Consider the following 21,628-nt stretch of genomic DNA (forward strand, 5'->3'; position numbering starts at 1 on the left):
AGCTACCTTCGACCGCATGGGTCGATGGCCGGGATTCGAACCCGGGTCTCTCTCTTAGCAGGAGAAGTATCCGTCGCCTTCGCACCGGGCACCCCCAATGCTGTGCCTCCCGAGATCAATGTCGGCTGCGGTGTTTTCACCAGAAGAAGTAACCGCGGCCAGCGCACCGGGAGGTGCATGAAGTTGTGGGGCCAACTTTAGCCGAAGTGGCTGATAGTGCACAGGGATTACCGATATCAGTTGGCTAGCGCAAAATTGCCCCTCCCTCGCCATAGCGAAGGAGGGGCGTTGTCAGCTCTCGGGGTGCGGTTCCGGCTCGGGCTGTGGCTCAAGGACGCCCATGTCGACGAGGGTCTCGGCGTCCGCGACCGACAGGTCGACGAGCGGCTGCACGGGCTGGTCGGGAGAGCTATCGGTCACTTCACGCGCTCCTTAGCCTGCGCACGGACGATGAGTAGGGTCCGCTGCAGCATGAGCGCCGCGACGGCCAGCAGGACCACAGTGCGCATGCCCCGCAGCACGACCGCAGGGCAGCCCGTCGGCCAGAGGGTGATGAGCATCGTATAGAGGCACAGGCCGCCCACAGCGCCGGCGAACAGCATGAGGTTGCGGCCCACGTCCGACTTCCACCACGGCGCCCGCAGGTGGTAGACGAGCGCGCACACGCAGCACGTCAGGAACGCGAGGGCGGACGCGCCCACGTTGATCCACTGGTCGACGGTCAGGTCAGGCATCGGGCACCCCCCGGTACGCGGCGGCGATCCTCTCCGCGAAATGGTTCTCGTACCGGGCCGCGCGCAGGAGCCGGGCGGTTTCCTCGACCTCGGGCCGGCGCTCCTCGGCGGCGATCCGGTCCCGCTGGGCGCGGGCCAGGGCCCCACTCGCGGCTCGCTGCCCCGGGGTGGAGCGGCGCTTACGTGTCAGGCGCTTCAGCCAGCTCAGCATCGGCCACCTCCCCGGGCTTCGGCAGCGAGGTGAGCACGTGGCCTGCCGTGCGGGACAGTTCGAGGAGCTCGGTGACCTGCTCCCGCTCGGCCTGCCGCGCCGCCTCGGACTCCATGTGCGCGGCCCGCCAGGTGTCCCGTTCGTCCCGCATGTCCTGCAGGGTGGAGCGGGGCACGAGCCGGCCGGTCAGGACGAGGAGGACGACGAGGGCGAGGAGCCCGGACAGGCTCATGTTGGTGGGGGTGAAACCCAGGATCTCGGTCACGGCCGCTTCTCCCCCTTGAGGTGGATTGGGCACGGGCAAGGTCAGGCGCCCGCCTTGACCGGGCTGCGCTGCTCGATCGCGAGCGGGCCGACGGGGGCGGTGACCTCGCGGTGGATGAGGAGGGCCACAGTGCCCTCGACGGCGGCCATCCACAAAGACTGGGTCTCAGCGTCTATGTGCAGCCCGAAGGCCAGGAAGAGCGCGAGCGCGCCCTGCGCGAGGTTCACGATCGCGGCCCCGACGGCGCCGGTCTTCAGCACGATCGCGGTGACGAGCGCCACGGCCAGGGACAGGACGGCCATGATGGCGCCCTGCTGTGCGGCCGAGACGTCGAGACCGTAGGCAGCCGACAACTTCAGGGCGATGGCCACGAGGGCCAGGATGTAGACGGGTTCGCGTCCGAAGATTCTCATGGGTGATCCGTTCTGGTCAGGAGTTGGTGGGGCCGGTGACGTCGACGGACACCTTCACGACGGCGTCGGCGATGGCCTTCTCGACGGCGGCGACGACCGTGGCAGTGTCGACATCGTCGCCGAGCTGCCCGGCGAGCGCCTTGATCGCGGCGGTCTGCGCGGAGACCTGCGCGGTCAGGTTGTTGAGCAGGGCCCAGGCGTCGAGGGTGCCCTTGCCCCTGTAGTCCCAGCCCTTGTAGGGCACGAGCGCCTTGTGGAGCTCGGCGAGCTGCTTGGCCTGCGTGGCGTCCATGTCGGGTTCCTCCTGCTGTCCGTTCGCGCGGGCTACGATGCCCGGGAAGACGATCTCCTTGAACTGCTTGATGCGAGCGGCGCCCGGGCAGGCGGTGCCCGAGACGGCCCACTCCGGGTACAGCGCGTGGTAACCGAAGCCGGGGTCATCCCACGAGCGGCAGATCCGCAGCGGAATGCCGTGGGTCTGGTGAGCCCAGACGCCGACGTTGATCAGCTCCTCGATCTGCGCCGGTGTCCACGGGTCGGTGTGCTCGAGGTTCGAGGCGCTCTCGAGAGAAATGGCGCCCGTGCCGTCGGCGCGAAGGTTCGCCCGGTAGTTCGCGTCGGCCCGAGTCTGCGTTCCGATGAACTGACCCAGGCTGCCGTCGAAGTCGAGCCCGAAGTGGCTTTCCAGGTTCGTCGAGTCGCGCCAGTACTCGTAGATACGGCGCTCGTCCCAGGGGGCGGCGATGCTGTGGAAGATGAACTGCGTCGGCCTGATGGCCGGCTGGGAGTCCGACTCCGGTTGCAGCTCCAGCTTGATGGCACCGGGGTACCAGGCCATGAGGCCTCCATACATGACGAAAGCCCCGGCCGACGGCTCGGGGCGTGCGGGGTGGTCAGGGGTCAGGTGGCGGATTCGTATGTGCCGGTAATGCGGAGTTCGTTGCCGCTGGCCCAGGCGAACGGGGTGGTCGCGGCCACGGACGACAGGTTCGAGACGGATGCCGATGCCGGGAAGAACGGGCTGGTGCCCGTGGCGCTGGGGCTGATGACGACCTGCCCCGGGAAGCGGCTGCCGCCGAGGGCCTGCGCCACGCCGATGCGGCTGCCGGACGAGGCCGCGGCCGCGAACGGCAGCGTGAGGGACCAGGCGCCGGAACCGTAGGTGGTCGTCGAGCCCATGGTCAGGTCAATCTGGAAGTTGACCAGCCGGCCGATCTTCCGGTGCTTGCCGACAATCGTTCCGTTGCCGAGGACCGGGTTCGTGGTGGCTGCCGTCCAGGTCGGCGTGTACGCGGTCCATGCCGCCAGCAGGTCGGTGAACTGGTCGCGGATCTCAGCGTTCATGTAGGCCGCGGTCACGACCTCACCGACAACCCACGTGCGGGGTACAGCAAGAGCCATGGGTCAGACCTCCAGAGTTGGGAACACGGGGTCAGCTACCGCCCACCAGTTCCGCTCGATGACGGGCAGGGCGGCGAGCGACTCCTCGACGGCATCGATGTCTGCAGGGAAAACGAGCGACCACCAGCCGGCGCCGCACACCACGCACCACATGCGCGGGTCGGCAGGCGTGACAATCTGCGCGGAGCCACAGGTACAGTCGGCCACCCACCTGCTGTGGTTGATCCGGGCGTACAGCTCGCCTGCCTGGGCGGCCGGGTCGGTGGTGATGCGCCGCTGCTGGTGGTGCTCGGTCCAGCGGATCACTCGTTCCGCCGGGGCATCCCCGTCCCAAGCAGCAGGGTCGAGGGTGGGCGGGGGACGGTAGAAGTCCTCCGCCCTGGTGATCGCTCCCATGGGAGTCCTCTCAGTAGGCGAGGCGAGTCGTGCTGCCCAGGACCGAGTAGGTGGAGTCGTCGAGGACCCACACGCTGTCGGTGTCCGAGCGGCTTACGTGGAAGTCGAGGAAGTGACGGTTCTGCAGGATGCGCTCGGTGTAGCCCTCCGCCGTCACGGTCACCGTGGACGCCATGGCCTGGCTCGGCAGAGTCGTGACGGTCATGACGCTGGAGATGTCCGCGTCGAGCAGAGCCCGGTACGTAGTGACCCCGAGGGTGGAGGCTTCGACAGGGAGCTGCCGCATCTCCGGCAGAGGGTCGGCATATCGGATGATCGCCCACGTCGCGGCGTCGATCACCGCAGAGTCCGACGTCTTGAGGACGTCGAGCTGTTCCTCGTACACGCCGTAGAGGCTGATCGAGTCGGCGTCCTGGATCCGCTGCGTGGCTCCGCCCGGCCTGCTCGCGGTGATCAGGTTGATCAGCTTCTGGTCATCGTCGGAGAATTCCACGCCGGGTGTCTCCAGGTCGGAGTAGGCGAGGGTCACCGTGCTGGCCGGGTTGTAGCGGACCGTCCTCGCCTGGAACACCAGCTGAGCCGAGGCCCGGTCGGCGAACAGCTTCCCGCCCTCCGTGCGCTCCACGTCCCGCATGTGGGACAGCGGACTCGCCCCCAGCTCGCCCTGCGACGCGACCGTCGAGAACGTGCCGGACGTGACGACCCCGGGGATCTTCACATATGACGCAAGGCGGGTCATGCGGGCATCCGCCGTCTCGCCCGACTTGCCGGTGGTACCGACGCCGTAGTGGTCGACGATGTCGGCGGTCGCGGGGCCGGCGCCGTTGACGACGTAGGCGGCAACGTGGCTGATGGTGCCCACCCACAGGCTGGTGCCGGTCTCGGTGGCGCCGATGGTCAGGACGAGGCGGTCCTGCCACGTGCTCGTAGCCACGGAGTACTGAACGCCATCGACCCAAACCTTCTGTGCAGCCTCGTCCCATACGAGTTGGTGGATCGTCGAGTCGGCGAGGTTCGGGGTGGCGAGGGTGTAGGTCGTCGGCCCGACCGAGAAGAACTCGGTAACCTGCAGCTTCCCTGTGCCGGACTCCAGAAGGAAGCGGATCCCGCTGTCGAAAGCGGGGGTGGCCCCGGATGACCACGTCATGATGGTCCGGCCGCTGGTGCCCGTATTGAACCAGCATTCGTAGATCTGGGTTCCCGGGATCGGCGTGCCAGTCGCTCCGCTGGAGGTCAGCAGAGGCGACACGCTGCACCGCAGGTACTTGCCGTCCGTCGCCGACGCCGGGGCGAACAGCGGTGCGCCCAGGCCGTCGGACGACGCCCCGACCCCGGCCGCGAACGTGAGCGTCCCACCAGCCCCGGACTGCCCGATCGTCATCGAGGGCCGCGAGTACCCCGACTGATCCCCAGCTGTCGCGGACGACTCCGGCTCGGACAGCGGGTAGTACAGCTGGGCCCCGTCGGACTGGATCTCCTCGACCAACATCGGGCCCAGCGCCGGCCGCCTTGACGTCCACTTCAGCATGTCGCTCGCGGTGATCTGCGCCTGCGAGTACAGGCCCTCCCAGCTCATCGGCCAGGACGTGGCCATCCCGTAGAAGCGAGTGTGATGCGTGGCCGGAGTCGACGACCAGGCGGTCGGCGTGGATCCCTGTTCGACCTGGGCCTCGTCCATCCACACGAAGTCGCCCGCGGACGGTGACGTCGTGGTCGTGGTGATCCGCAGCAGATGGGAGGCCGCAGTCGTGGTCCATGTGACGGAGATCCGCTGGAACGTTCCGGTCAGTGTCGACGCGGCGCCGACGGTGGTGCCGTCGACGTCGAGCCGGACCGCCGGATCTCCGGCCGGCACCCACACGTAGACCGACGCCGTGTACGACACGCCCACCGTAAGCCCGTACAGCTGGCAAGCCACCACGCCGCCGGTCCCCGCGGTTGCCCACGCGATCTTCAGCGCGTTCGTCCCAGACTTCACGTGAGCCGCGTCCAGTCCGACGCTGGCAGGCGCGGCTCCGGCGACTGCGGTCCAGCTCCCGTCATTGGTCTCGAAGCCCGGTTGGGTCAGGAAGTTGATCCCGCCCAGCACGGTCGTGATTACCCTGATCGGTGCGTTCCGGCGGACGTTCGGGTAGTACGGCGATGACGCGTTTCCGGGCGTGAACCGTCCATCCGAGTTGTCAACGGCCACGGACAAAGTCCCGGTCTGCGTGTCCGACAGCTCATCCCCCGCTCCGCGGCCGATGGAGATTCCCTCGCTGTCGGACAACGCGATGTACCGGGTGATGTCGGTCCACGCGATGTCCGATGCGATCGGCGAGTACCCGAACCCGCACTGCACGGTCACTCTGCTCATCCGATCCCCAGATCCTTTCCGCCGTTGGTGCGCTTGTCCTTCAGCAGCAGCGTCCGAATCTGCTTGGCGGTCGACACCGGATCGACCGCCCCCTGGACCGTGATGTACACCGGTGATCCGCCCCCAGCTGCGGCCGGGACGCCGAGGCCGGCAGACGCGCCGGCCATGGGCCGGATGCCTGCCATCCGGCCTGCGACCGTGTCGACCGCCCGGCCGACGAGCGGCAGGGAGGCGAGAGTGCCGCCACTGAGGCCTTGGCCGAAGTTGAGGCCGATGCCGTGGGCGACCCTCGACGGCGACCTGATGCCGAGGGCCTTCTTGATGGCCTTCTCCATCGCCTTCGCCAACTTGTACATCTGGTCGACGACGGCCTTCTCCTGCGACTTCAGGCCCGCGACGAGCCCCTGGGCCGAGGCCACGCCGGCGCCGTACATCGTGTTCGCAGCGTTCTTGCCGAGGGTGTCGGACTCCTTGTCGATCTGGGACTGCAGGGAGTTGACGGCCTTGAGGTCGGCGTTGGACATGCCGACCAGCGCGCTCGCGTAGGCGTAGCCCTCCTCCGGACCCATCGCCAAGACCTGCCGCAGCAGGTTCCGGTTGATCCCGCGCTTCGTCAGGATCCCGACCCACTTGGTGAACTGCCGCAGCTTGGCGAGCTTCTGCCCGAGGCCCTGCTTGATCGACGAAGCGGTGACCTGCTTCGCCTCCAGGCCGAGGCTCGACAGGCCGGAGTCCGACCGCGCCTGAGACCGGATGTCGGACGAGTACCGGTCCCGCTCCTCGATCCGCGACTTCAGGAGCTCCTGGGCCTTCCCGAGCTTGGTCCGCAGCGCGTCCCGCTTGCTGGCCAGGGCCTGGAGCTTGGCGTGATCGCGGTTGATCAGCTTGACCAAGTCGTTGTCGACGTTGGTCTTCTGGCCCTTCCACGCCGCCCAGACGTCCTTGACCAGGTCCATAGCCGTGGCCTTGATCTGGGCCTTCGTCCCGGTCAGACCGACGATCATCCCTCGGCCGGTGTCCTTGGCCAGGGCGATCATCTTCTTCGACGGGCTGGCGATCTGGAGCTCGGCCCGGACGCCGGCCTCGACACCGGCCGCCATGCCGCGCGCCGCCTGCTCCACGCCGGTCCGGGACTGGAGCATCCCGGCCGCCAGGCCGGCGCCCACATCCTGCCCGGCGCCGAGCTGGCGCAGCATGCCCATCGAGGTGTCGTGGTCGTAGACGTGAGCGCCGCCCCGGCCGAACCGGACAAGCTCCGGGCCGTTCTCTCCGACCCACGCAACCTCGCCCGGACGGGGGTCACCGCCACCCGCATAGCCGCCGATCGCCTTCGTGAAGTCGCTGGCTCCGGAGTGCTGCTGGCGGTAGGTGACCATCACGGAGGCAGTCGCGACCGTGCCGTCGATCGCGGCCAGCTTCCGGCGGGCCTCCGCCAGCTGCGCTTCCAGCTGGGCGATGTTCGCCCGGACCTGTGCCTTTCGAGAGTCCGGGACCCTGCCAAGCTGTGCCTTCGCAGAGTTCAGCTTCGCCTGCAGGTCCTCCATGTTGCCCTTGAGGCGCGCGGTCTTGTCGGGCGTCCGAAGGATCTGATTGGCCAGGTTCCGGGCAGCCGTCTCGCTGAGACCCATCTGCTGGGCGGACGCGATGAGTGCGGTCCGGCCCCGGTCGTAGATCCCGTTGACTGTGGACCACGACGCCCCGGACTCGCGCGCGGCCGCCGTGGCCGCGTCGGTCTTCGCCGCCAGATCACTCAGCGCAGTGGCTGCCGCCCGGCCCTTCTCCGTCGCCAGGTTGTAGGTGCTGGCGTTCTTGCCCCAGGCGCCCGCGTTCGTCTGCGCCGCCTTGGCCGTCGCATCGAGGGCCGCCTCGAAAGCGATCTGCCCGCCCAGGCCCGCGCGGTTGACGTCGTTGAGCGCCTGGAGCGACTGCCGCAGCCCGTCTGCGCTGGCCTTCTGCGCGTCCAGCTTCGCCTTCGTCGCGACCGCCTGCTGACCGAACAGCCCCATCGACGCCGCAGCCAAGTCCTGCTCGAACTTGGAGTCGGCCAGCGCCGACTGGTACGCGTCCATCGCCCCCGTGAACGCAGCCGTGTCCCGGCCACCCTGCCCGTACTCGGCCGTCAACCGCTCCAGCGCCGCCGCGGCCTGCTCCGGCCGACCGCTCGACACCAGACTCGCGAGTGCCTGGTCGATCGCGTCCAGGTTGTCCTTGGCGTCCTTGACCGGGGTGGAATCCCAGCTACCCAGGCCGCCGAGGGTGACGATGAACTGCTGGACATCGTCCGTTGTGCTCGGATCGGTCAGCGACCGGACCTTGTCGTACAGGCCGCCGAGGTCACTGCCGAACGTCTTCGCCGCCTCGCCTGTCGCCTGCCCTGTGGCGTTCAGCTGCTTCAGGGACAGCGTCAGCTGGTCCACATCGGGCGGCGCCTGCCGGCCCATCTGCGACAGCTCAGACAGCGCAATCACGAACAGACCGATGCCAGTGCCAGCCAGGGCGAGCTTCGCGCCCCGGGACAGGGCGCCGAACGACGCGGTCAGCGTTGCCATAGGGCCGCTCGCCCCGGCCGCCGCGGTCCGCATCGCGAGAACCGTGGTCGCGAACCCCGCCAGCGCCGCCCGGCCAGCCGCCAAGCCGATAGCGGCAAGCCGGACGGCCTTGATAGCGATCGCGAGCTGCAAGAGGGCGGTGATCGCCCCCGGCGGGACCGCGGCCACCAGGCCCGCCAGCCCGTTGACCACGGTTAGCATCCCCACGCCGACATCCGTGCCGGCTTGCAGCACGTTGAGGAGGGCGGTCGCCACAGACCGAAGGGTGTCCGCGACCACGGGGCCCTGAGCGCGGGCGAAGTCCATGAACTCGGAGAACGCACCGCCGATCTGCCCGCTGTCCGTGGTCCGCATCAGGTGGATCAGCGCATCGTTCGCACGCCGAATCGCCCCCGTCGCGAACCCGTCGAGGCGGTTCGCGAAAGAGTCGAATCCGGGCGACGCAACCGCCCCGCCGATGACCGTCACCAGCCGGTCCAGCTCGTGCGAGGCTCCCTGCGCCAGCGGCGTCAGCTTCGGGAGAAGCGCACCCAGGACAGCAAACGACTTCGTGACCGGCGCCATGGTCTGCTCGGCCAGGCTGTCGGACCAGCCCTTGTACTCGTCCTTCAGCACCGACAGTGCAGCCGCCGCCTGCCGTGTCGCCGGCGGCAACTTCCCCACCTGGCGGACATAGTCAGCCTGAGCCTTGATCGCCTCCTCCGACCGGGCACCGCTCTCCGCGACCGTGTCGGTGTACTTCTTCTCCGCCTCCGCCGCCTCGCCCAGCGGGCCGATCTGTCCGGCCAGCGCGGCGCCGAACGCTCCCACCGCAAGCCCCGCCGCGCCTGCGTTGACGGCGATCGGCGCGAAAGCCGCCGCGATCGGGATGGCGGCCGGCGCCAGGCTGATCGCGGCACCCCGCAGTGCCTCCATGGCCTTCGCGCTGTCGTGCGAGGAGGTGTCCATCTCCGCCATGCTGCGGATGGAGTTGTTCGCGAACCGTCTGACAGCCGCGTCCGAGTTGATGGACGCAACCAGGACCCGGCGAGACATACGGGTCGCGGCATCCCCAGCCCGGTCGAAGACGCGAGACAGGTTGTCGCGGCCATCGAGAACGAAGCTGAGCCGGCTGGACGCCATCAGTCACTCCCTGCGGTCTGGGCTGCGAGATGCCGGTCGATCCAGGCCACCAGCCGCTCGAAGTCCTCGATCAGGAGGTCGTCGACTCCGGCAGGGGGGATGTGGAGGAGGTGGGCGAAGAGTCCGAGGTACTGAGATCGCTGCTCGTCGACGCAGGTGTCGGGTCGCCGTTCGACAGGCCGGCCGTCTCCGGCTGGTCTTTTGGGGCCTCGGCGAGCGCCTTGTCGATCATGCGCTGGGCGTGCTCGGGGTCGAGCGCCACCGCCAGGACGACGCCCTCGACCAGCGTGCGGACCCTCTCCTCGGTGATGTCCGGCTCCTGCCGGGCGATGAGCACTGCGCCGGTTACGTAGTTCTCGATCTCGGCCTTGTCCATCCGCGTGCTGAGCTCGTCGACAGCCGGGTCGAAGTCCCCGAAGCGCAGCGACGGATTCACCCGCTTGGCAAGGACCCAGGCCACGCCGCGCATCGCGTCGAGATCCTCGTCGGCCAGGCCCTGCTGGATCTGCGGCCACTTCTGCTCGATCGTCCGCGAGACGATCGACACCTCCGACACCCGCATCGTCCGGGCGTCGAAGTGCTGCTCCTCCCCGCCGGCCGGGGCATACACGATGATCAAGGTTTCTCCTAGGTGATGGTGCGGCGCACGTCGTCGAGGACGCGGGCGACCTCGGCGCGCATCCGGGATTGGTGACGCTGGACGGTCTTGTCCCACCACAAAGGGGTGGTGTGCTGGTTCACCCAGCGCTTCTTGTTGCCGAAGACCTTGTGGCGGATCCGGCCGTCTGCCTTGTTCATGGCCTTCGGCATGCCCTTCAAGTCGGAGGGCAGAAGGCTGGTGTCCATCCAGATCCGTGCACCCGGATTGCCAGCCGTTCGGACGGACAGTCGAACGGCCTCGGCAACCGTTGCTCGCAGCGGGCGCGTAGTCGGCGAGGGCCCGCCGCGCGATCCAGGCTTACGTGGGTCGGCGGTGATTGGCAGGGACCGAATCGTCTGCTGCATGTCGTTCTTCAGCGGCTCGCCCGCGCGGCGAATCCGGCGGGAGAAGTTCTGTTTCAGGCGTGGGCCGCCAGCCATCTTCAGACGCCGGGACAGCTCAATGAGCTGACCGGTCCCGGTGATCTGCACGTTGCCGACGGCCACAGCGACCTCCTACAGAGTGACGTCCGAGCTGATGTACTCGATGGCGACCGGGTTCGTGCCGTCGTACAGACCCGTGAAGTTGAAGGTCGGGCGGACCACGCCGTACCCGTCGACGGTCGGCGGAGCGTCGTCGATCTTGATGGCGGGGACCTTGATCCGGAACGTTTCCGCGTAGGTCGACGCGATGATGGGGCCGATGAACTCCCAGACGAGGGACGTCGCACCGTCGCTGGTGTGGAGGTCGTCCACGGTCGTGGCGACGTAGTCCATCTCCAGCGAGCCGGTCACCTTGACCAAGTCGTTGCTGATGGGCTGGGCCTTCAGCGCGGACTGGTTCGCGTAGAACCTGTCGGTGGCCTGCGGGCGCTCGATCTTGATGCTGACCTTGCGGACGCCGTCGAGCGCGGTCTCGGCGCCGAAGCTGCCCGTCTTCAGGCCCATCTGCCCGAAGTGGAACGGCGACATCGACGAGTAGCTCGCGACCGCGAGCGTCTGCGTCTCGTCGCAGTCCTTGGCGTCGAACTCGAAGCTGGCGGTCAGCATGCCGCCGACTTCGCAGCTGAACTCGGCCGAGACGATCTTGCAGCCGAGGAAGGTCTTGTCGGTCACCGTGCCGGTCGTCATCGGCACGCCCTTCTGGATCGTGAGGCTCCGGCCCCACGTGTCCGCCAGGGTGTGCGTCTGCAGGTAGGCGGTCGTCACGCCCTGCTGCACCGGCGTGACCGAGGTCCCCATCAACGCCTGGAGCAGGACGCCCATGGCCTTGTTGGTGACCTCCATCTCGATGGAGCCCGACGCCTGCCGCTGCGTCACCACACGCCGCGACGACAGCGCCATCAGCCGGCCCGCGGCGATGCCCGAGCTCTGGGCCGTCGTCTTCTTTAGGGCCAGCGATTCCTTCGTGAACTCGATGAAGCGCGTCGGCGCCACGAAGGTGCCGTAGCTGCTCTCGGTCGCGATGCCGATCTGCGCGCCGAGCCCGGATCCGATCGCCATGGATCAGCCCTCCGACTTCTGCGGCTTGGCCGCGGTGGTCTTCTTGACGGCCACGGTCTCGGTGCCGGTGAAGGCGACCGTCTCCGGTTCGTCCTCACCGCGGTAGGTGGGCTCCTCGACCGGCTCCCACATCGTGGTCTGGCAGACGTAGCCCTCGTACCTGTCGTCCGGGACCTCGACGAGCTGGTCGGGCTCGACTACTCGGCCCCCGAGCTCCGGCACGGTGACCGGCTCCGGGCCGATGAAGCGCACACGCGCCATGGCAGTACTCCTTCAGGAAGGGGGGGTCAGATACGGGCGCGGCAAGAAACCGCGAACGGGAGGCCAGCGCGCGCGCCGTCGGTGGTCTGGTCCTGGGCAAGATCCCCGGACGTGATGTGGGCCCACAGGACCGCGCCGTTCAGGGTCGGCGCCTCGGGTGCCGCGTCGGTCGCCCGCAGCGCTTCTTCGACCACTGCGACCAGCTCGAACACTCGGGCCCGCCGAGGCTGCATGTCCGTGTCCCCGGCCCAGGCCTCGGCGTAGCAGCTGATCGTGAACTCCTCGTCCCGGGTGCGAGCCCCGGCCGAGTTGAAGTCCTGCACCAAGGACACAGCAGGAGATTCCGACGGCTGCCAGCCGACGTAGATCCGCTCCGTACCGGTGAGGTCCTGCCACGGCGGCCCGTCCAGGACCAGAACATCGGCCAGGGCGGGATCCGCGCGAAGGATCGCGAGCAGCGCATCGACGGCGGCCGGGACGCGGGAGGTCGCCATCACGCCACCACCGGCGGACGGCGGTAAGGCTCCAGGAGCTGGAGCACCCGGTTGGGGATCGCATATCCGTAGCCGGGCACGGGCTCGTTGACGTCGTAGTCCTCGCCGCCGCCCGGGTTGCCGCGGGCCGCGCCGTACCGGGTGCGCCACCAGTGCTGGAGCAGCAGCCGTGCAGCCACGGTGAGCGAGGCAGGCACGGTGGTCCGGCCGGCCTGGTAGGTCACGGTCCACGGGCCGCCGGTCCAGGCGGCGCCGTCCAGCCGCCCAACAGCGCCGCTCGCCCCGTCCAGGTGCAGGCCTGCCACGTCGACAGCCGACCCGCCAGACAGGACCGGTGAGAAGGACGTCAGCGACAGGGCCGGGACCTGGAGGAGGGCCAGGGTCTGCCCGCGGGCGTCGGCCTGCTCGACAACCTCGCGGGCCTCGATCGGGCCGACGAACCCCTCGATGACCTCGGTCAGAGCCTCGATGTACACGGTCAGCTCGTCGTCGTACTGCGTCCCAGCGGGCAGGGCCAGGATGGACTTCGCCTCGTCGAGGGTCAGCAGCGGCACAGGTCCTCCCCTCTACGAGGTGCGAGGCTCGCGGCGGCCACGCCCCGTGGCCGCCTTCTTGCGGGCCGCGCGCTCCGGCTTGGCCGCTGCCCCTTCCGGGGTCTCCATCGGCTCGTCGCGGACCAGCTCGGCGCGAACACCGTCGGCCCAGACCGAGGCCTCGGGGCCGGGCAGATCGACGATCTCGCCCGGCCGCCAGACGAACCCCGGCCCGGACACGCCAGTCAGCATGCGGATCCGGGCCACGGGTCAGTCCCCCAGGCCCTGGTGCAGCTTGCCGACCTCGCGCTCCGCGCGGGCCTCGGCCTCCTCGCGGGCCTTGTCCTGGGCGTCCTTCAGCGCCTGGATCTCCGGGTCCGGCGGTGCGGTCGCCCCGTCGCCCTCCGGCGAGGAGGACACCCCGCGGGCCGCGACGTCCACGGCGGACGCGGCCTGCACAGCGAGCTGCTCCTTGGCCGCGGCGAGCGCCACGTCCTTGTCGCCGATGAACTCCGGCGCGATCTGGTCCGGCGTGCCGTCCGGGCGGCGCGACGCCATGACGATCCGGTCATGGTCGCCCGCCTTCGCCGCGGCGGCGGTGGGCTTGTCCTGGAGCACCCCGGACTCCGGGGCCTCCTCCTTCTTCGGCGTGGTCGCCATGTCCTGCTCCTTCTGCCTCGTGGCGGGCGGGGATTGGCCGATCAGGTCGCGGAGTTGCGGTACGCCTTGTAGGCGGCGGTGTCCTGCGGCGTGCCGTCGGACCGGGCGAAGGCCAAGAATCCGACCTGCAGGTAGTCCGCGTAGCGCTCCGACAGACGCAGCAGCTGCACGTCCTGGACGTCGCGGATCAGGTAGCCGGCGAAGAAGTCGCCGAAGAGGATCGACTTCGCGTTCGCGGCCATGGCCGGCATGTCCTGGTTGACGGTGTAGGAGTAGCCCAGGATCCGGTCCGGCACGCCGGCCTGGATCGACGGCTCCCACAGCGGCCTGTTCTGGGAGTCCTTCAGCTTGCGGACGGACCCGAGGGTGGAGTCAGCGAGCATGAACTGCACCCGGCCCGACAGGCGGTAGGCGGGGTCGACGGAGTGGATGAGGTCGATCAGGTCGTCGTAGGTGACCGACGTGGTCTGCCCGGTGCCGCCCGTCTTGCCGATGCCGGCGTTCGTCTGGATGCCCTCCGGCTGGCTGGAGCCGGTGCCGGTGGTGAAGTGGGCGTTCTGGATGCGGCCGATGCGCTCGCCGAGCTTGCGGGCCAGCCAGCCCTCGAAGTCCAGGACGTTGTCCTGGAGGAGCTGGAGCGAGACCCGCACCAGCTTCGAGGTGTACATGTAGGAGTCGATCTCCTGCTGGCCGAGCGTCACGTCCTGCTCGGTGACCTGCGTGTTCTCCGACAGGATCGCGCCGACGTTCGCGGTGTCGTCGTTCGTCGGCCACTGGATCTTCGCGCCGGACTCCGTGGTGATGACCTCGGCGACCTGCCGCATCGCGCCGAAGAACTTCATCGACTCGACCATCTTGGCCCGGAACTCGGTCGGCACGACGTAGCCGCCGGCGGCGCCGGTTGCCACGCCCGCCGCTCGCAGCTCCTTGCCGTCGATCCAGCCGGTGCGCAGCACGCTGCGCTCCTCGGAGGTGAGGTCCTGGTTGCCGTCACGCATCCAGGACCGCCACGCCATGGTGTACGCCTCGACACCCTGCTTGCCGCCGTGGCGCTCGCGGGCCTCCTCCGCCTCCTTGGTGTCGGCGTCCGGGGTGATGACCTGCGAGTAGTCGACGGCCGCGAGCTTCTGGTGGCGCTCCAAGCGCTCAATGTCCTCGGACAGCTGCTGGACGTCGGCGAGCGCGGCGTCCCACGCTGAGCGGTCCTCGGCAGACATCTCCGCCTCGGATGCGGCCCGGGACTCGATTTCCTTTGCCTTCTCCCAGGCGGCAGCCCGCTTGTCGAGCAGGCCCTGAAGAGTGGTGGTCACGTGTGCCTCCCAGCACGAATAGCCCCGGCGCCGGATTCGGCGGGGGCGGAGAGTGGTCGTGAGAGCAGCTACCGCGCGAGGCGGAAGCGGGCGGCGAGCGCCTCCATGCGCATCGCCTGACGGGCCCCAGTGGTCTCTCCCGGCTGGGTTGCGTCGTCGTCGCGAGTGGGGTCGGAGACCGGCTCCGGTTCCGGCTCGCGGCGGAAGTCGTTGAGCTCGGGCCGGAACGCGGCCCGGCGTGCGATCGCGGCGTCGTCACCGCGAGCGGCCAGCGCAACACCGACCGACCGCAGCGCGGCCGTGGTGTCCTCGTAGGCAGGGAAGGTGACGGCCGACACCTCGAAGAGCTTCACCTCGCGGATGATCCGCAGTTCGGCCTCGGCCCTGTCTCCATCGACCGTCTCGACGTCGACCATCTGCCAGTCGTCCTTGACGACCTGGAAGCCGAAGCTCATGCCCGTGATGTTGCGGTTGTCGAGGTTGACCACCAGGTCGCTGACGTAGGACAGCCGGTCGTCGAGGTCCGCGTCGACCGCCAGGCCGATCTGGTCCTGCGCCAGCCGCAGCGACCCGGCCGACACCCGGGACACCACGAGGCGGGTGTCGTGGTCGACCAGCATCCGGGCATCGCCCTCTCTGATCGTCTTGGTGAACGCGCCCGGGGCGATCTCCTCGTAGAAGCCCCAGGTCAGCGGGTTTCCGATCGCCGTCCGCGAGTTGAAGACGGCGGCATGGCCGGTGAACCCCGGCCGCGCGCCGCCCTCCTCGTCGGCCGCCCGGACCTGCAATCCGGCCGTGGCCAGACTCAGGCCGCGGCGCTCAGTCGTTGGTGTCTTCGGCATCGCTGCCCTCCTCTGCCTCCGGCGAAGCTGCCGGCGCCTTGATGCTCGGGTCGTAGCCCAGCGGTGCCATCGACATCGGCTGAAGCCGGATGTCGCCCTCGGGGCCGTCGATCGGGGGCTGGTCCTCCAGCGCGAGAATGTCGTTCGCCGAGAACGCGCCCACATCCCGCATCGCCCGGTAGAACGTGGCCCGCGCTGCCGAGTCGCCCCGCAGCAGGCCGCCGAGCTGGTACTTCGCGTACTGCGTCGTCGGCAGCAGTTCCTTGCTCACACGCTGCTCGGTCGGCGTCAGCCACGTCGGCGCCAAGTCCCAAGTCACGAATCCCTGCGCCTGCTGCTCCAGGCCCGTGCCCCAGCTAGTGGACTTCTCGGTGGACATCAGCAGGAAGGGCGGCACGCCGAACATGCGGCTGACCTCGGTCACCTGGAACTGCCGGGACTCCAAGAACTGGGAGTCCTTGTACGGCATTGCGACCGGCTGGAAGCTCGCTCCGGAGTCCAGGATCGCTACGTCGTGCGCCGCACCCGAGCCGCCCATCTTCGACCGCCACGACGCCTTCAGCGCCGCCGCCTGGTCCGGCTGGAGCCGCTGCTCCGTCTGCAGCACCCCGGAGATCATGTTGCCCGAGCCGTACAGTCGAGCCGCCGACCGCTCCGCCCCGATCCCCAGACCAATGCCCTGAGCCGCCGCACGGATCGGCGAGCAGCCCGTCACCCCGTCGTACCCCAGCGCCGGCAGGTGCAGGATCTCCTGGGACGTCAGGCGCAGCCGGGCACCGGCCTGCTCGGCCTGGACCCAGAACGCCTTGCCGCTGGGGTTCTCCGGGCTTGGCCTCTCGCGGTCGACCTTCACGCGGTCTGGCCGAATCGGCCAGAGCTGCACGACCTGCCCGGCGCCGTTGGTGACCTTCTGGAGGTACGCGTTGCCCCACAGCAGCCGGTGCACATACACCAGCCGCCACAGCTCGAAGCGGGTCAGCTCCGGGTGGGGGTTCTCCAGCAGTTCGACCGTCACCCGGTCCTTCGTCCCGGTCGTGTACGTGTGCAGCGGCAGCGACGCCGCCACGTTCGCCACCACCGACACCGCCCGCCACACCGCAGGCATCCGCAGGGAGGTGGTCTCCGTGACCACCTCACCCGACTCCAGCGGCATCCCGCCGCCCAGCAGCGGCGCCAGTGAGGCAGACGTCAGCGGCGTAGCCGGATTCTCCACGCCCCGTCGCTCGAACAGCCCGAAGAGACTCACCGTCGCCTCACCTCCTTCGCCTTCCGTCCGGCCTGCTCACGCTCGACCGCCACGACACCCAGGACCCCGGCCAGCACCAAGCTCGCCGGCACCGACCACATCCCCACCCCAGCCACCGCGGCCAGGACGAACAGCGCCTCCAGCACGAACAGCAGCCTGGTCACCACAGGTTCGGCGTCCCTTCGTCCTCGACCTCGACACCGAGCCCCCAGCGGGCCAGCGTGGCCGCCACCAGCGGGCTGATGTCCACGCTGACGCCCCGCCGGGCCCAGGCCCAGGCGTCGCCCAGGGGGCGCTTCTGCGCGCCCGCCAGGGCCACCGCGAGGGGTGGCTGGTCCAGGTGGCTGATCCCCTGCTCGGCGACCGCGTCGTAGAACTGGCCGACGGCCTGAGCGATCTCCCTCGGCTTCGGCGAGACGATCTCCACGCCGAGGGCATCGGCGAGGTCCTGGAGCAGCGACCCGGCCGGCCCGCCCGCATCCACCACCCAACACTTCGGCTTGTGCCGCTCGTGCAGCTCCAGCGCCCGCTCGACAACCCAGCCGAGGCCTGGCCGGTGATCGATGACCTCGACGTGCGTACCGCCCCGCCACGGGCCCGCTACAGCGATCGCCGCATGCGACCGTTCCGGCGTGGCATCGATCGCCATGGCCATCGCCCCCTCCGGGCGGGACTGCGGGTCCGCCAGCGCCCGCCACGCGTCCTCACCGATGACCTGCCAGGTGTCGGCCCCGTCGCTCGGATAGTCGCCCACGCCGAGCCGCTCCCGCTCGAAGATGCCGCCGCTGCCCATGGACAGCCGCTCGTTGCGGACGTGCTCCTCCGTGATCCGGATGCCGAGCGCCGGGTTCGCGACCGCCCACGCGGCCGGATCGTCCGGGTCCGAGTGCTCGGTGCACGCCGGGCCGCACTCGGCCCGGTGCGGGTCCACCGACCACTCGAAGTACGCCAGCGAGGGATCCGGCTCCCCGGACTCCACAGCGGCCAGCGCGCGGGCCCGCAGACGGCCGAGCTGCACCGACGGGCCGCCGATGCCAGCCGAACCCAGGTACCAGATCTGAGGGTTCGGCACGGCCGACATGGTCGGCATGAGCGCGCCCATCGCGTCGTCGCCGAGGATCATCGCCTCGTCCAACACGTTGCAGTCGCCCGTGAAGCCGCGGCCGGAGCCGCCGCTGCGGGCCAGGAACCGCAGCACCTGCCCGGTGACGAGCTCGATCGCTTCCTCGCCCGTCGTCCGCCGCACACGAAGGACGCGTTTCCGCAGGTCAGGGCATCCCATGACGAGCTGCTCGATCCGCTTGAACGCCACGATGCTGGTCTTGAACTCGTGCGCGCTGTGCAGGATGAGCTTCTCGCCGAGGAGGAACAGGCCGGCCAACTGCCTGGCCTCGATGATCCCGCCCTTGCCGTTCTGCCTCGGGACGTTGACGCAGACCTCGAACGCGGCCCATCGGCCGTCGGCCCGCTCGCTGAGACCGAGGTCGAGGACGTGCTGCTGCCAGGGGTCGAGCTTCAGCCCAGCAAGTGCGGCCAGCTCAACGGCCTCTTGGCCCGAGGAGGACAGCCGCGTCGACGGCACGGTCGTGATCCGAGGGGTCTGCGAGCCGGTAGCAGGGTCAGGCACCGAGACGCTTGGCGCGTCGAGCAGCGAGGTCATCGAGCGAGTCCCCCTCCTCGACCGGAGTTGCCAAACTGCAAAGGTCCTTCATGACCGCCCGGAGCTGGGCCGCGACCGCCGCGAGAGCAGTGGGTGCAGTGGCCTCATCGGCCGACCGAGCAAGGCAAAGTGCCAGCTCAGAGAGCCCCGGGTGCGCATCCATGACGCCGAGCCGCTCCAGCTCGCGCCGGATGGCGTCCTCGTTCACGATCACCCCCTAGCGCATGAGATTCACTGAAGCAAATCGACATAAGGGGTTGACAAGGGCCATGATCGCCATCTCGGAATCGGGCCACGCAAAAAAGCGGGCGACAAGGGCTTTTGGGTCGCCCACCCCCCAGCTGAAGATTTGATCCAGCCCCCCGGGGCCGAGCCGGCTGCCGCCGCTCGTCGCACCCCGGTCTGCCGGGCTCATGGCCCCGACTGGGGGGGCGGTGGGGGCGTCAGGTCACCAGTCGCGGGAGGCCTGGGGCATGGCCGGCTGCGGGAGCCGGGAGCGCTGCCGGTACCACTTGGTGGCGACGGCCTGCATGGTCGGCGACCGCATGGCCTCGATGCGTTGCATGACGATCGCTTCGCCTGGGTCGACCGCGATGACCTTGGCGTCGAGACGCTTGTACTTGGCCATCCACTTGGGGCTGGGCAGGGTGTGGATGAGGTACACGTCCACCTGGTCGAGGTGCTGGATCGCCTCGTCGATAGCGGCGTACCGGGCCCGCTGGGCTACCCGTTGGGCGATCGGGGCGTGGTTCCACTGCGGTGCGCCGGGTCCGGTGAGGGCGACGGTGATGCGGTCGAGGTCGATGACGATGTCCCGCGCGGTGGCGTGGGCCTGGATCCAGCTGGACTTCCCGGCCGCGGGCGGGCCGGTGACGACGTAGAGCAAGGCAGCTACCCTCCCTGCGGCTCGCCCTCTACGGTGGCGCCGGGCGCCAGCGTTAGTCCGGAGGTGGCGAGGAACTCGGTGAGGCTGATCTCGCCGTTGCCGGTTCCGTCGTCCCACTCGGCGAGGGGTGCGTACTCGGGGCCCCAGGTGTCCAGATCGGGGCTGGGGTGCTGTTCGACTGAGCCGATGCCGTGCCGGTAGCGGAGGTAGAGGTACTGGCCATCGGTGGTCCAGGCGTCCCACTGCGACGGGCAGGCGGGGCAGGTGCGCACCGCTCTGACAATCTGCATGGTTACCACCTCCGTGCGGCTCGCATCAGGCCGGTGACGACGTACAGCACGACGTCACCTCCGTCGCTGGCACCACCGGTGGCCGCACTCGATGAGTGCCGGGTCGGTGTACGCCGCCACGGGGTCGTCAGGGGTGGCACTGGGGTCGATGCCGAGCTGCTGTTCCAAGTCGCGGATGCGGGGCTGTGACGGCCTGTCGTGGGCCTCGCAGCGTCTGGCGAGCCGCCGGAGGAGGGAGCCCATGGTCACCGCCTCCGCAGTCGGTGGCCGGCCGCGAAGGCAGTGACTACCAGGGCGGGGATGCCTGCCCCGATCACCCCATTGATGGCGGTCTCGTTGCCGAGCAGGCTGTCGAGCGCTGCGGCAAGGACGATGAACCAGAGTGCAGCCGCGAGGTAGACGTCGGCCTTGTCGGTCATCACCACCTCCGCGAGGCTCGCTGTGGGCCGATGTCGACGTACAGCACGGCGCTACCCCGCGCGAGGGGCGGCCGGGTAGCTGATGTCGGGGGGCTCTACTGTCTCGCGCCCGAGGGGTACGTCGAGCTCCACTGACCACATGGCATCGCTGGGCTCGGTGCACTGTGCTCTGGCCGCGTCCTCTGTGGTGAAGACGCCGCCGAGGTCCCAGGCGAGGGCCCAGCCGTCTGGGCTGAAGGTCTTCACCTGGGCAACGATCCAGACCGTGTCGCTCATGGTCACCACCTCCGTGAGGTCCGCTGTGGGGCTGTGGCGGTCGTCCTGTTGCCCTTGCTGCTGTTGCAGGCGCGGTGCGCTGGGCGGGCGTTGGCGGGGTTGAGGAGGTCGCCGCCGCGACTGAGGGGGACGAGGTGGTCGAGGGTGAACGACAACCGGTGCCGGGCGTCGAGCCGGGGGTTGATGTCGTGGCCGCAGATCCAGCACGGCAGGCCCTTGGCCTTCAGTTCGGCTACGAGCCGGCGGTAGGGGCGCCCGTTGCGGGGGTTGCTGGGCACGGGCGCCTCCTCATGGTCAGGGGCTGGGGGTGGCGGCGGAGGCGGCGTCCTCGACGGCCTTCCTCAGGTCGTCTTGGCCAGCCTTGTTGGACTGCTGGACGACGGCGAGGACGGTGTCCAGGTACTCGTCCTCGGTCATGCTGGCGCACTCGGGGGGTCGGATGAGGTCGTCGGCGGTCTTTGCGTCCTGGACGGCGGCGTAGACGGCGTTGGTGCAGGCCTGGGCGGCGGCTTCGGTGTCGACCGGGGCCGGGGAGGGGGATGTCGCCGTGGTGGCCGCGGCGGGCTGGTCGGGCTTGGTGTTGGTGCCGCAGGCGGTGAGCCCGAGGAACAGGGTGGCCGCGAGGGCGGCGGTGGTGAGTCTGCGCATCGGGTTAGCGTGCCGGACTGGCTGGGGTGCTGGGGGCGTTGTGGCTGGGCTGTGACCTATGCGGCTCGGGCTCCGGCTGGCAGCGGCGGGGGCCCGCCGGCTTCGAGGAGTTCTCCGGTGTCTTCGTCGCGCCGGGCGGGGTTGAGTTCGAAGACGTTGTAGCGGACCCGGCCGCGGCCTTTGCCGTATCGCTGGATGCGGCCTTCGTGGGCCCAGCGGCGGATGGTGACGCGTGGCCGGCCGGTGTAGTAGGCGGCGGCTTCTTCGTCGACGAGGGCGAGGGAGGCCATGGTCACCTCCGGGTACGCGAAAGGCCGCCCGTCGTGGGCGGCCTCAGCAGGCACAAAGCACCGATTGAGCAGACGATACGTTCGGTCCTCGATCAAGTCAACCTATGTCTTCTTCTATCGCCATAGAGAACGGCTATCAGCATGGCAAAGCCCCGCCCCGGGCGCTGTTCCGGGGCGGGGCTTCGGGTCCGAGTCGCAGCCTGTGAAGCTCGGATGGGATGCGG

At 69.3% G+C, this 21,628-nt stretch carries 32 protein-coding genes; all 32 read right to left on the reverse strand.

The genetic code is table 11. The features are described from left to right. Positions 1-291 precede the first annotated feature (291 nt). The 32 genes from IE180_RS37190 to IE180_RS14865 all read right to left on the reverse strand — a co-directional run bounded on the left by IE180_RS37190 (position 292) and on the right by IE180_RS14865 (position 21,404). Positions 292-420, reverse strand: coding sequence for a hypothetical protein (locus IE180_RS37190; protein WP_268255452.1), 129 nt, complete (start codon positions 418-420; stop codon positions 292-294). After that, entirely contained in the window at positions 417-734 is a 318-nt protein-coding gene (locus IE180_RS14715; RefSeq protein WP_190157307.1) for a putative phage holin, read from the reverse strand. Before IE180_RS14715 ends, IE180_RS37190 begins: the two co-directional genes overlap by 4 nt. Then, entirely contained in the window at positions 727-945 is a 219-nt protein-coding gene (locus tag IE180_RS14720; RefSeq protein WP_190157308.1) for a DUF7620 family protein, read from the reverse strand. The genes IE180_RS14715 and IE180_RS14720 overlap by 8 nt, the downstream gene beginning before the upstream one ends. Beyond that, entirely contained in the window at positions 914-1,210 is a 297-nt protein-coding gene (locus tag IE180_RS14725) for a hypothetical protein (protein ID WP_190157309.1), read from the reverse strand. Before IE180_RS14725 ends, IE180_RS14720 begins: the two co-directional genes overlap by 32 nt. Before the next feature lie 41 nt (positions 1,211-1,251). After that, on the reverse strand, positions 1,252-1,623 hold the full coding sequence (locus tag IE180_RS14730) for a hypothetical protein (RefSeq protein WP_190157310.1): 372 nt from the start codon (positions 1,621-1,623) through the stop codon (positions 1,252-1,254). A gap of 16 nt (positions 1,624-1,639) precedes the next feature. Next, positions 1,640-2,461: a peptidoglycan recognition protein family protein gene (locus tag IE180_RS14735; protein ID WP_190157311.1), complete on the reverse strand. Its 822-nt coding sequence runs from the start codon at positions 2,459-2,461 to the stop codon at positions 1,640-1,642. A gap of 62 nt (positions 2,462-2,523) precedes the next feature. Continuing rightward, complete coding sequence (locus tag IE180_RS14740) at positions 2,524-2,967, reverse strand: hypothetical protein (protein WP_229860480.1); 444 nt, start codon at positions 2,965-2,967, stop codon at positions 2,524-2,526. Positions 2,968-3,027: 60 nt separating this feature from the next. Next, positions 3,028-3,420 (reverse strand): hypothetical protein, encoded by a 393-nt coding sequence (locus IE180_RS14745; protein ID WP_190157313.1) that lies wholly within the window; start codon positions 3,418-3,420, stop codon positions 3,028-3,030. A 10-nt stretch (positions 3,421-3,430) separates the two neighbouring features. Continuing rightward, a complete protein-coding gene (locus IE180_RS14750; protein WP_190157314.1) occupies positions 3,431-5,776 on the reverse strand; it encodes a carbohydrate binding domain-containing protein in 2,346 nt (781 codons plus the stop codon). Then, positions 5,773-9,447: a hypothetical protein gene (locus tag IE180_RS14755; protein ID WP_190157315.1), complete on the reverse strand. Its 3,675-nt coding sequence runs from the start codon at positions 9,445-9,447 to the stop codon at positions 5,773-5,775. Before IE180_RS14755 ends, IE180_RS14750 begins: the two co-directional genes overlap by 4 nt. A gap of 70 nt (positions 9,448-9,517) precedes the next feature. Then, positions 9,518-10,066: a hypothetical protein gene (locus tag IE180_RS14760; RefSeq protein WP_190157316.1), complete on the reverse strand. Its 549-nt coding sequence runs from the start codon at positions 10,064-10,066 to the stop codon at positions 9,518-9,520. Between the two features lie 8 nt (positions 10,067-10,074). Further along, positions 10,075-10,593 (reverse strand): hypothetical protein, encoded by a 519-nt coding sequence (locus tag IE180_RS14765; protein ID WP_190157317.1) that lies wholly within the window; start codon positions 10,591-10,593, stop codon positions 10,075-10,077. Between the two features lie 9 nt (positions 10,594-10,602). After that, complete coding sequence (locus tag IE180_RS14770; RefSeq protein ID WP_190157318.1) at positions 10,603-11,589, reverse strand: phage tail tube protein; 987 nt, start codon at positions 11,587-11,589, stop codon at positions 10,603-10,605. Positions 11,590-11,592: 3 nt separating this feature from the next. Beyond that, positions 11,593-11,850 (reverse strand): hypothetical protein, encoded by a 258-nt coding sequence (locus IE180_RS14775; protein ID WP_190157319.1) that lies wholly within the window; start codon positions 11,848-11,850, stop codon positions 11,593-11,595. A gap of 26 nt (positions 11,851-11,876) precedes the next feature. Then, the gene (locus tag IE180_RS14780; RefSeq protein ID WP_190157320.1) at positions 11,877-12,344 is read right to left on the reverse strand and encodes a hypothetical protein; all 468 of its coding nucleotides are present in this window, start codon (positions 12,342-12,344) and stop codon (positions 11,877-11,879) included. Beyond that, positions 12,344-12,898, reverse strand: a complete 555-nt coding sequence (locus IE180_RS14785; protein ID WP_190157321.1) for a head-tail connector protein — start codon at positions 12,896-12,898, stop codon at positions 12,344-12,346. Before IE180_RS14785 ends, IE180_RS14780 begins: the two co-directional genes overlap by 1 nt. A gap of 12 nt (positions 12,899-12,910) precedes the next feature. After that, positions 12,911-13,117 carry a hypothetical protein gene (locus IE180_RS14790; RefSeq protein WP_190157322.1) on the reverse strand — a complete coding sequence of 69 codons (207 nt, stop codon included), beginning with the start codon at positions 13,115-13,117 and terminating at the stop codon, positions 12,911-12,913. 30 nt (positions 13,118-13,147) lie between these two features. Continuing rightward, positions 13,148-13,537 (reverse strand): hypothetical protein, encoded by a 390-nt coding sequence (locus IE180_RS14795; RefSeq protein WP_190157323.1) that lies wholly within the window; start codon positions 13,535-13,537, stop codon positions 13,148-13,150. Positions 13,538-13,578: 41 nt separating this feature from the next. Next, entirely contained in the window at positions 13,579-14,847 is a 1,269-nt protein-coding gene (locus IE180_RS14800; protein WP_190157324.1) for a phage major capsid protein, read from the reverse strand. A gap of 68 nt (positions 14,848-14,915) precedes the next feature. Then, positions 14,916-15,689 carry an HK97 family phage prohead protease gene (locus tag IE180_RS14805; RefSeq protein ID WP_190157325.1) on the reverse strand — a complete coding sequence of 258 codons (774 nt, stop codon included), beginning with the start codon at positions 15,687-15,689 and terminating at the stop codon, positions 14,916-14,918. Then, positions 15,667-16,935, reverse strand: a complete 1,269-nt coding sequence (locus IE180_RS14810; RefSeq protein WP_229860481.1) for a phage portal protein — start codon at positions 16,933-16,935, stop codon at positions 15,667-15,669. The genes IE180_RS14805 and IE180_RS14810 overlap by 23 nt, the downstream gene beginning before the upstream one ends. Beyond that, positions 16,932-17,099 carry a hypothetical protein gene (locus IE180_RS14815; RefSeq protein WP_190157326.1) on the reverse strand — a complete coding sequence of 56 codons (168 nt, stop codon included), beginning with the start codon at positions 17,097-17,099 and terminating at the stop codon, positions 16,932-16,934. Before IE180_RS14815 ends, IE180_RS14810 begins: the two co-directional genes overlap by 4 nt. Continuing rightward, positions 17,096-18,517 (reverse strand): terminase large subunit domain-containing protein, encoded by a 1,422-nt coding sequence (locus IE180_RS14820; protein ID WP_229860482.1) that lies wholly within the window; start codon positions 18,515-18,517, stop codon positions 17,096-17,098. Before IE180_RS14820 ends, IE180_RS14815 begins: the two co-directional genes overlap by 4 nt. A gap of 37 nt (positions 18,518-18,554) precedes the next feature. Next, positions 18,555-18,803: a hypothetical protein gene (locus IE180_RS14825; protein ID WP_229860483.1), complete on the reverse strand. Its 249-nt coding sequence runs from the start codon at positions 18,801-18,803 to the stop codon at positions 18,555-18,557. A gap of 240 nt (positions 18,804-19,043) precedes the next feature. After that, the gene (locus tag IE180_RS14830; protein WP_190157328.1) at positions 19,044-19,481 is read right to left on the reverse strand and encodes an ATP-binding protein; all 438 of its coding nucleotides are present in this window, start codon (positions 19,479-19,481) and stop codon (positions 19,044-19,046) included. Positions 19,482-19,486: 5 nt separating this feature from the next. Further along, positions 19,487-19,771: a hypothetical protein gene (locus IE180_RS14835; protein ID WP_190157329.1), complete on the reverse strand. Its 285-nt coding sequence runs from the start codon at positions 19,769-19,771 to the stop codon at positions 19,487-19,489. A 54-nt stretch (positions 19,772-19,825) separates the two neighbouring features. Beyond that, a complete protein-coding gene (locus IE180_RS14840; protein ID WP_190157330.1) occupies positions 19,826-20,014 on the reverse strand; it encodes a hypothetical protein in 189 nt (62 codons plus the stop codon). Between the two features lie 2 nt (positions 20,015-20,016). After that, entirely contained in the window at positions 20,017-20,190 is a 174-nt protein-coding gene (locus IE180_RS14845; RefSeq protein ID WP_190157331.1) for a hypothetical protein, read from the reverse strand. Between the two features lie 51 nt (positions 20,191-20,241). Continuing rightward, a complete protein-coding gene (locus IE180_RS14850; RefSeq protein ID WP_190157332.1) occupies positions 20,242-20,466 on the reverse strand; it encodes a hypothetical protein in 225 nt (74 codons plus the stop codon). Positions 20,467-20,468: 2 nt separating this feature from the next. Continuing rightward, a complete protein-coding gene (locus tag IE180_RS14855) occupies positions 20,469-20,744 on the reverse strand; it encodes an HNH endonuclease (RefSeq protein WP_190157333.1) in 276 nt (91 codons plus the stop codon). Positions 20,745-20,760: 16 nt separating this feature from the next. Next, positions 20,761-21,114 carry a hypothetical protein gene (locus IE180_RS14860; RefSeq protein WP_190157334.1) on the reverse strand — a complete coding sequence of 118 codons (354 nt, stop codon included), beginning with the start codon at positions 21,112-21,114 and terminating at the stop codon, positions 20,761-20,763. A gap of 56 nt (positions 21,115-21,170) precedes the next feature. Further along, positions 21,171-21,404 carry a helix-turn-helix domain-containing protein gene (locus IE180_RS14865; protein WP_190157335.1) on the reverse strand — a complete coding sequence of 78 codons (234 nt, stop codon included), beginning with the start codon at positions 21,402-21,404 and terminating at the stop codon, positions 21,171-21,173. Positions 21,405-21,628: the final 224 nt, after the last annotated feature.

It is taken from the genome of Streptomyces litmocidini, from assembly GCF_014649755.1.
Taxonomy (GTDB): Bacteria; Actinomycetota; Actinomycetes; order Streptomycetales; family Streptomycetaceae; genus Streptomyces; species Streptomyces litmocidini.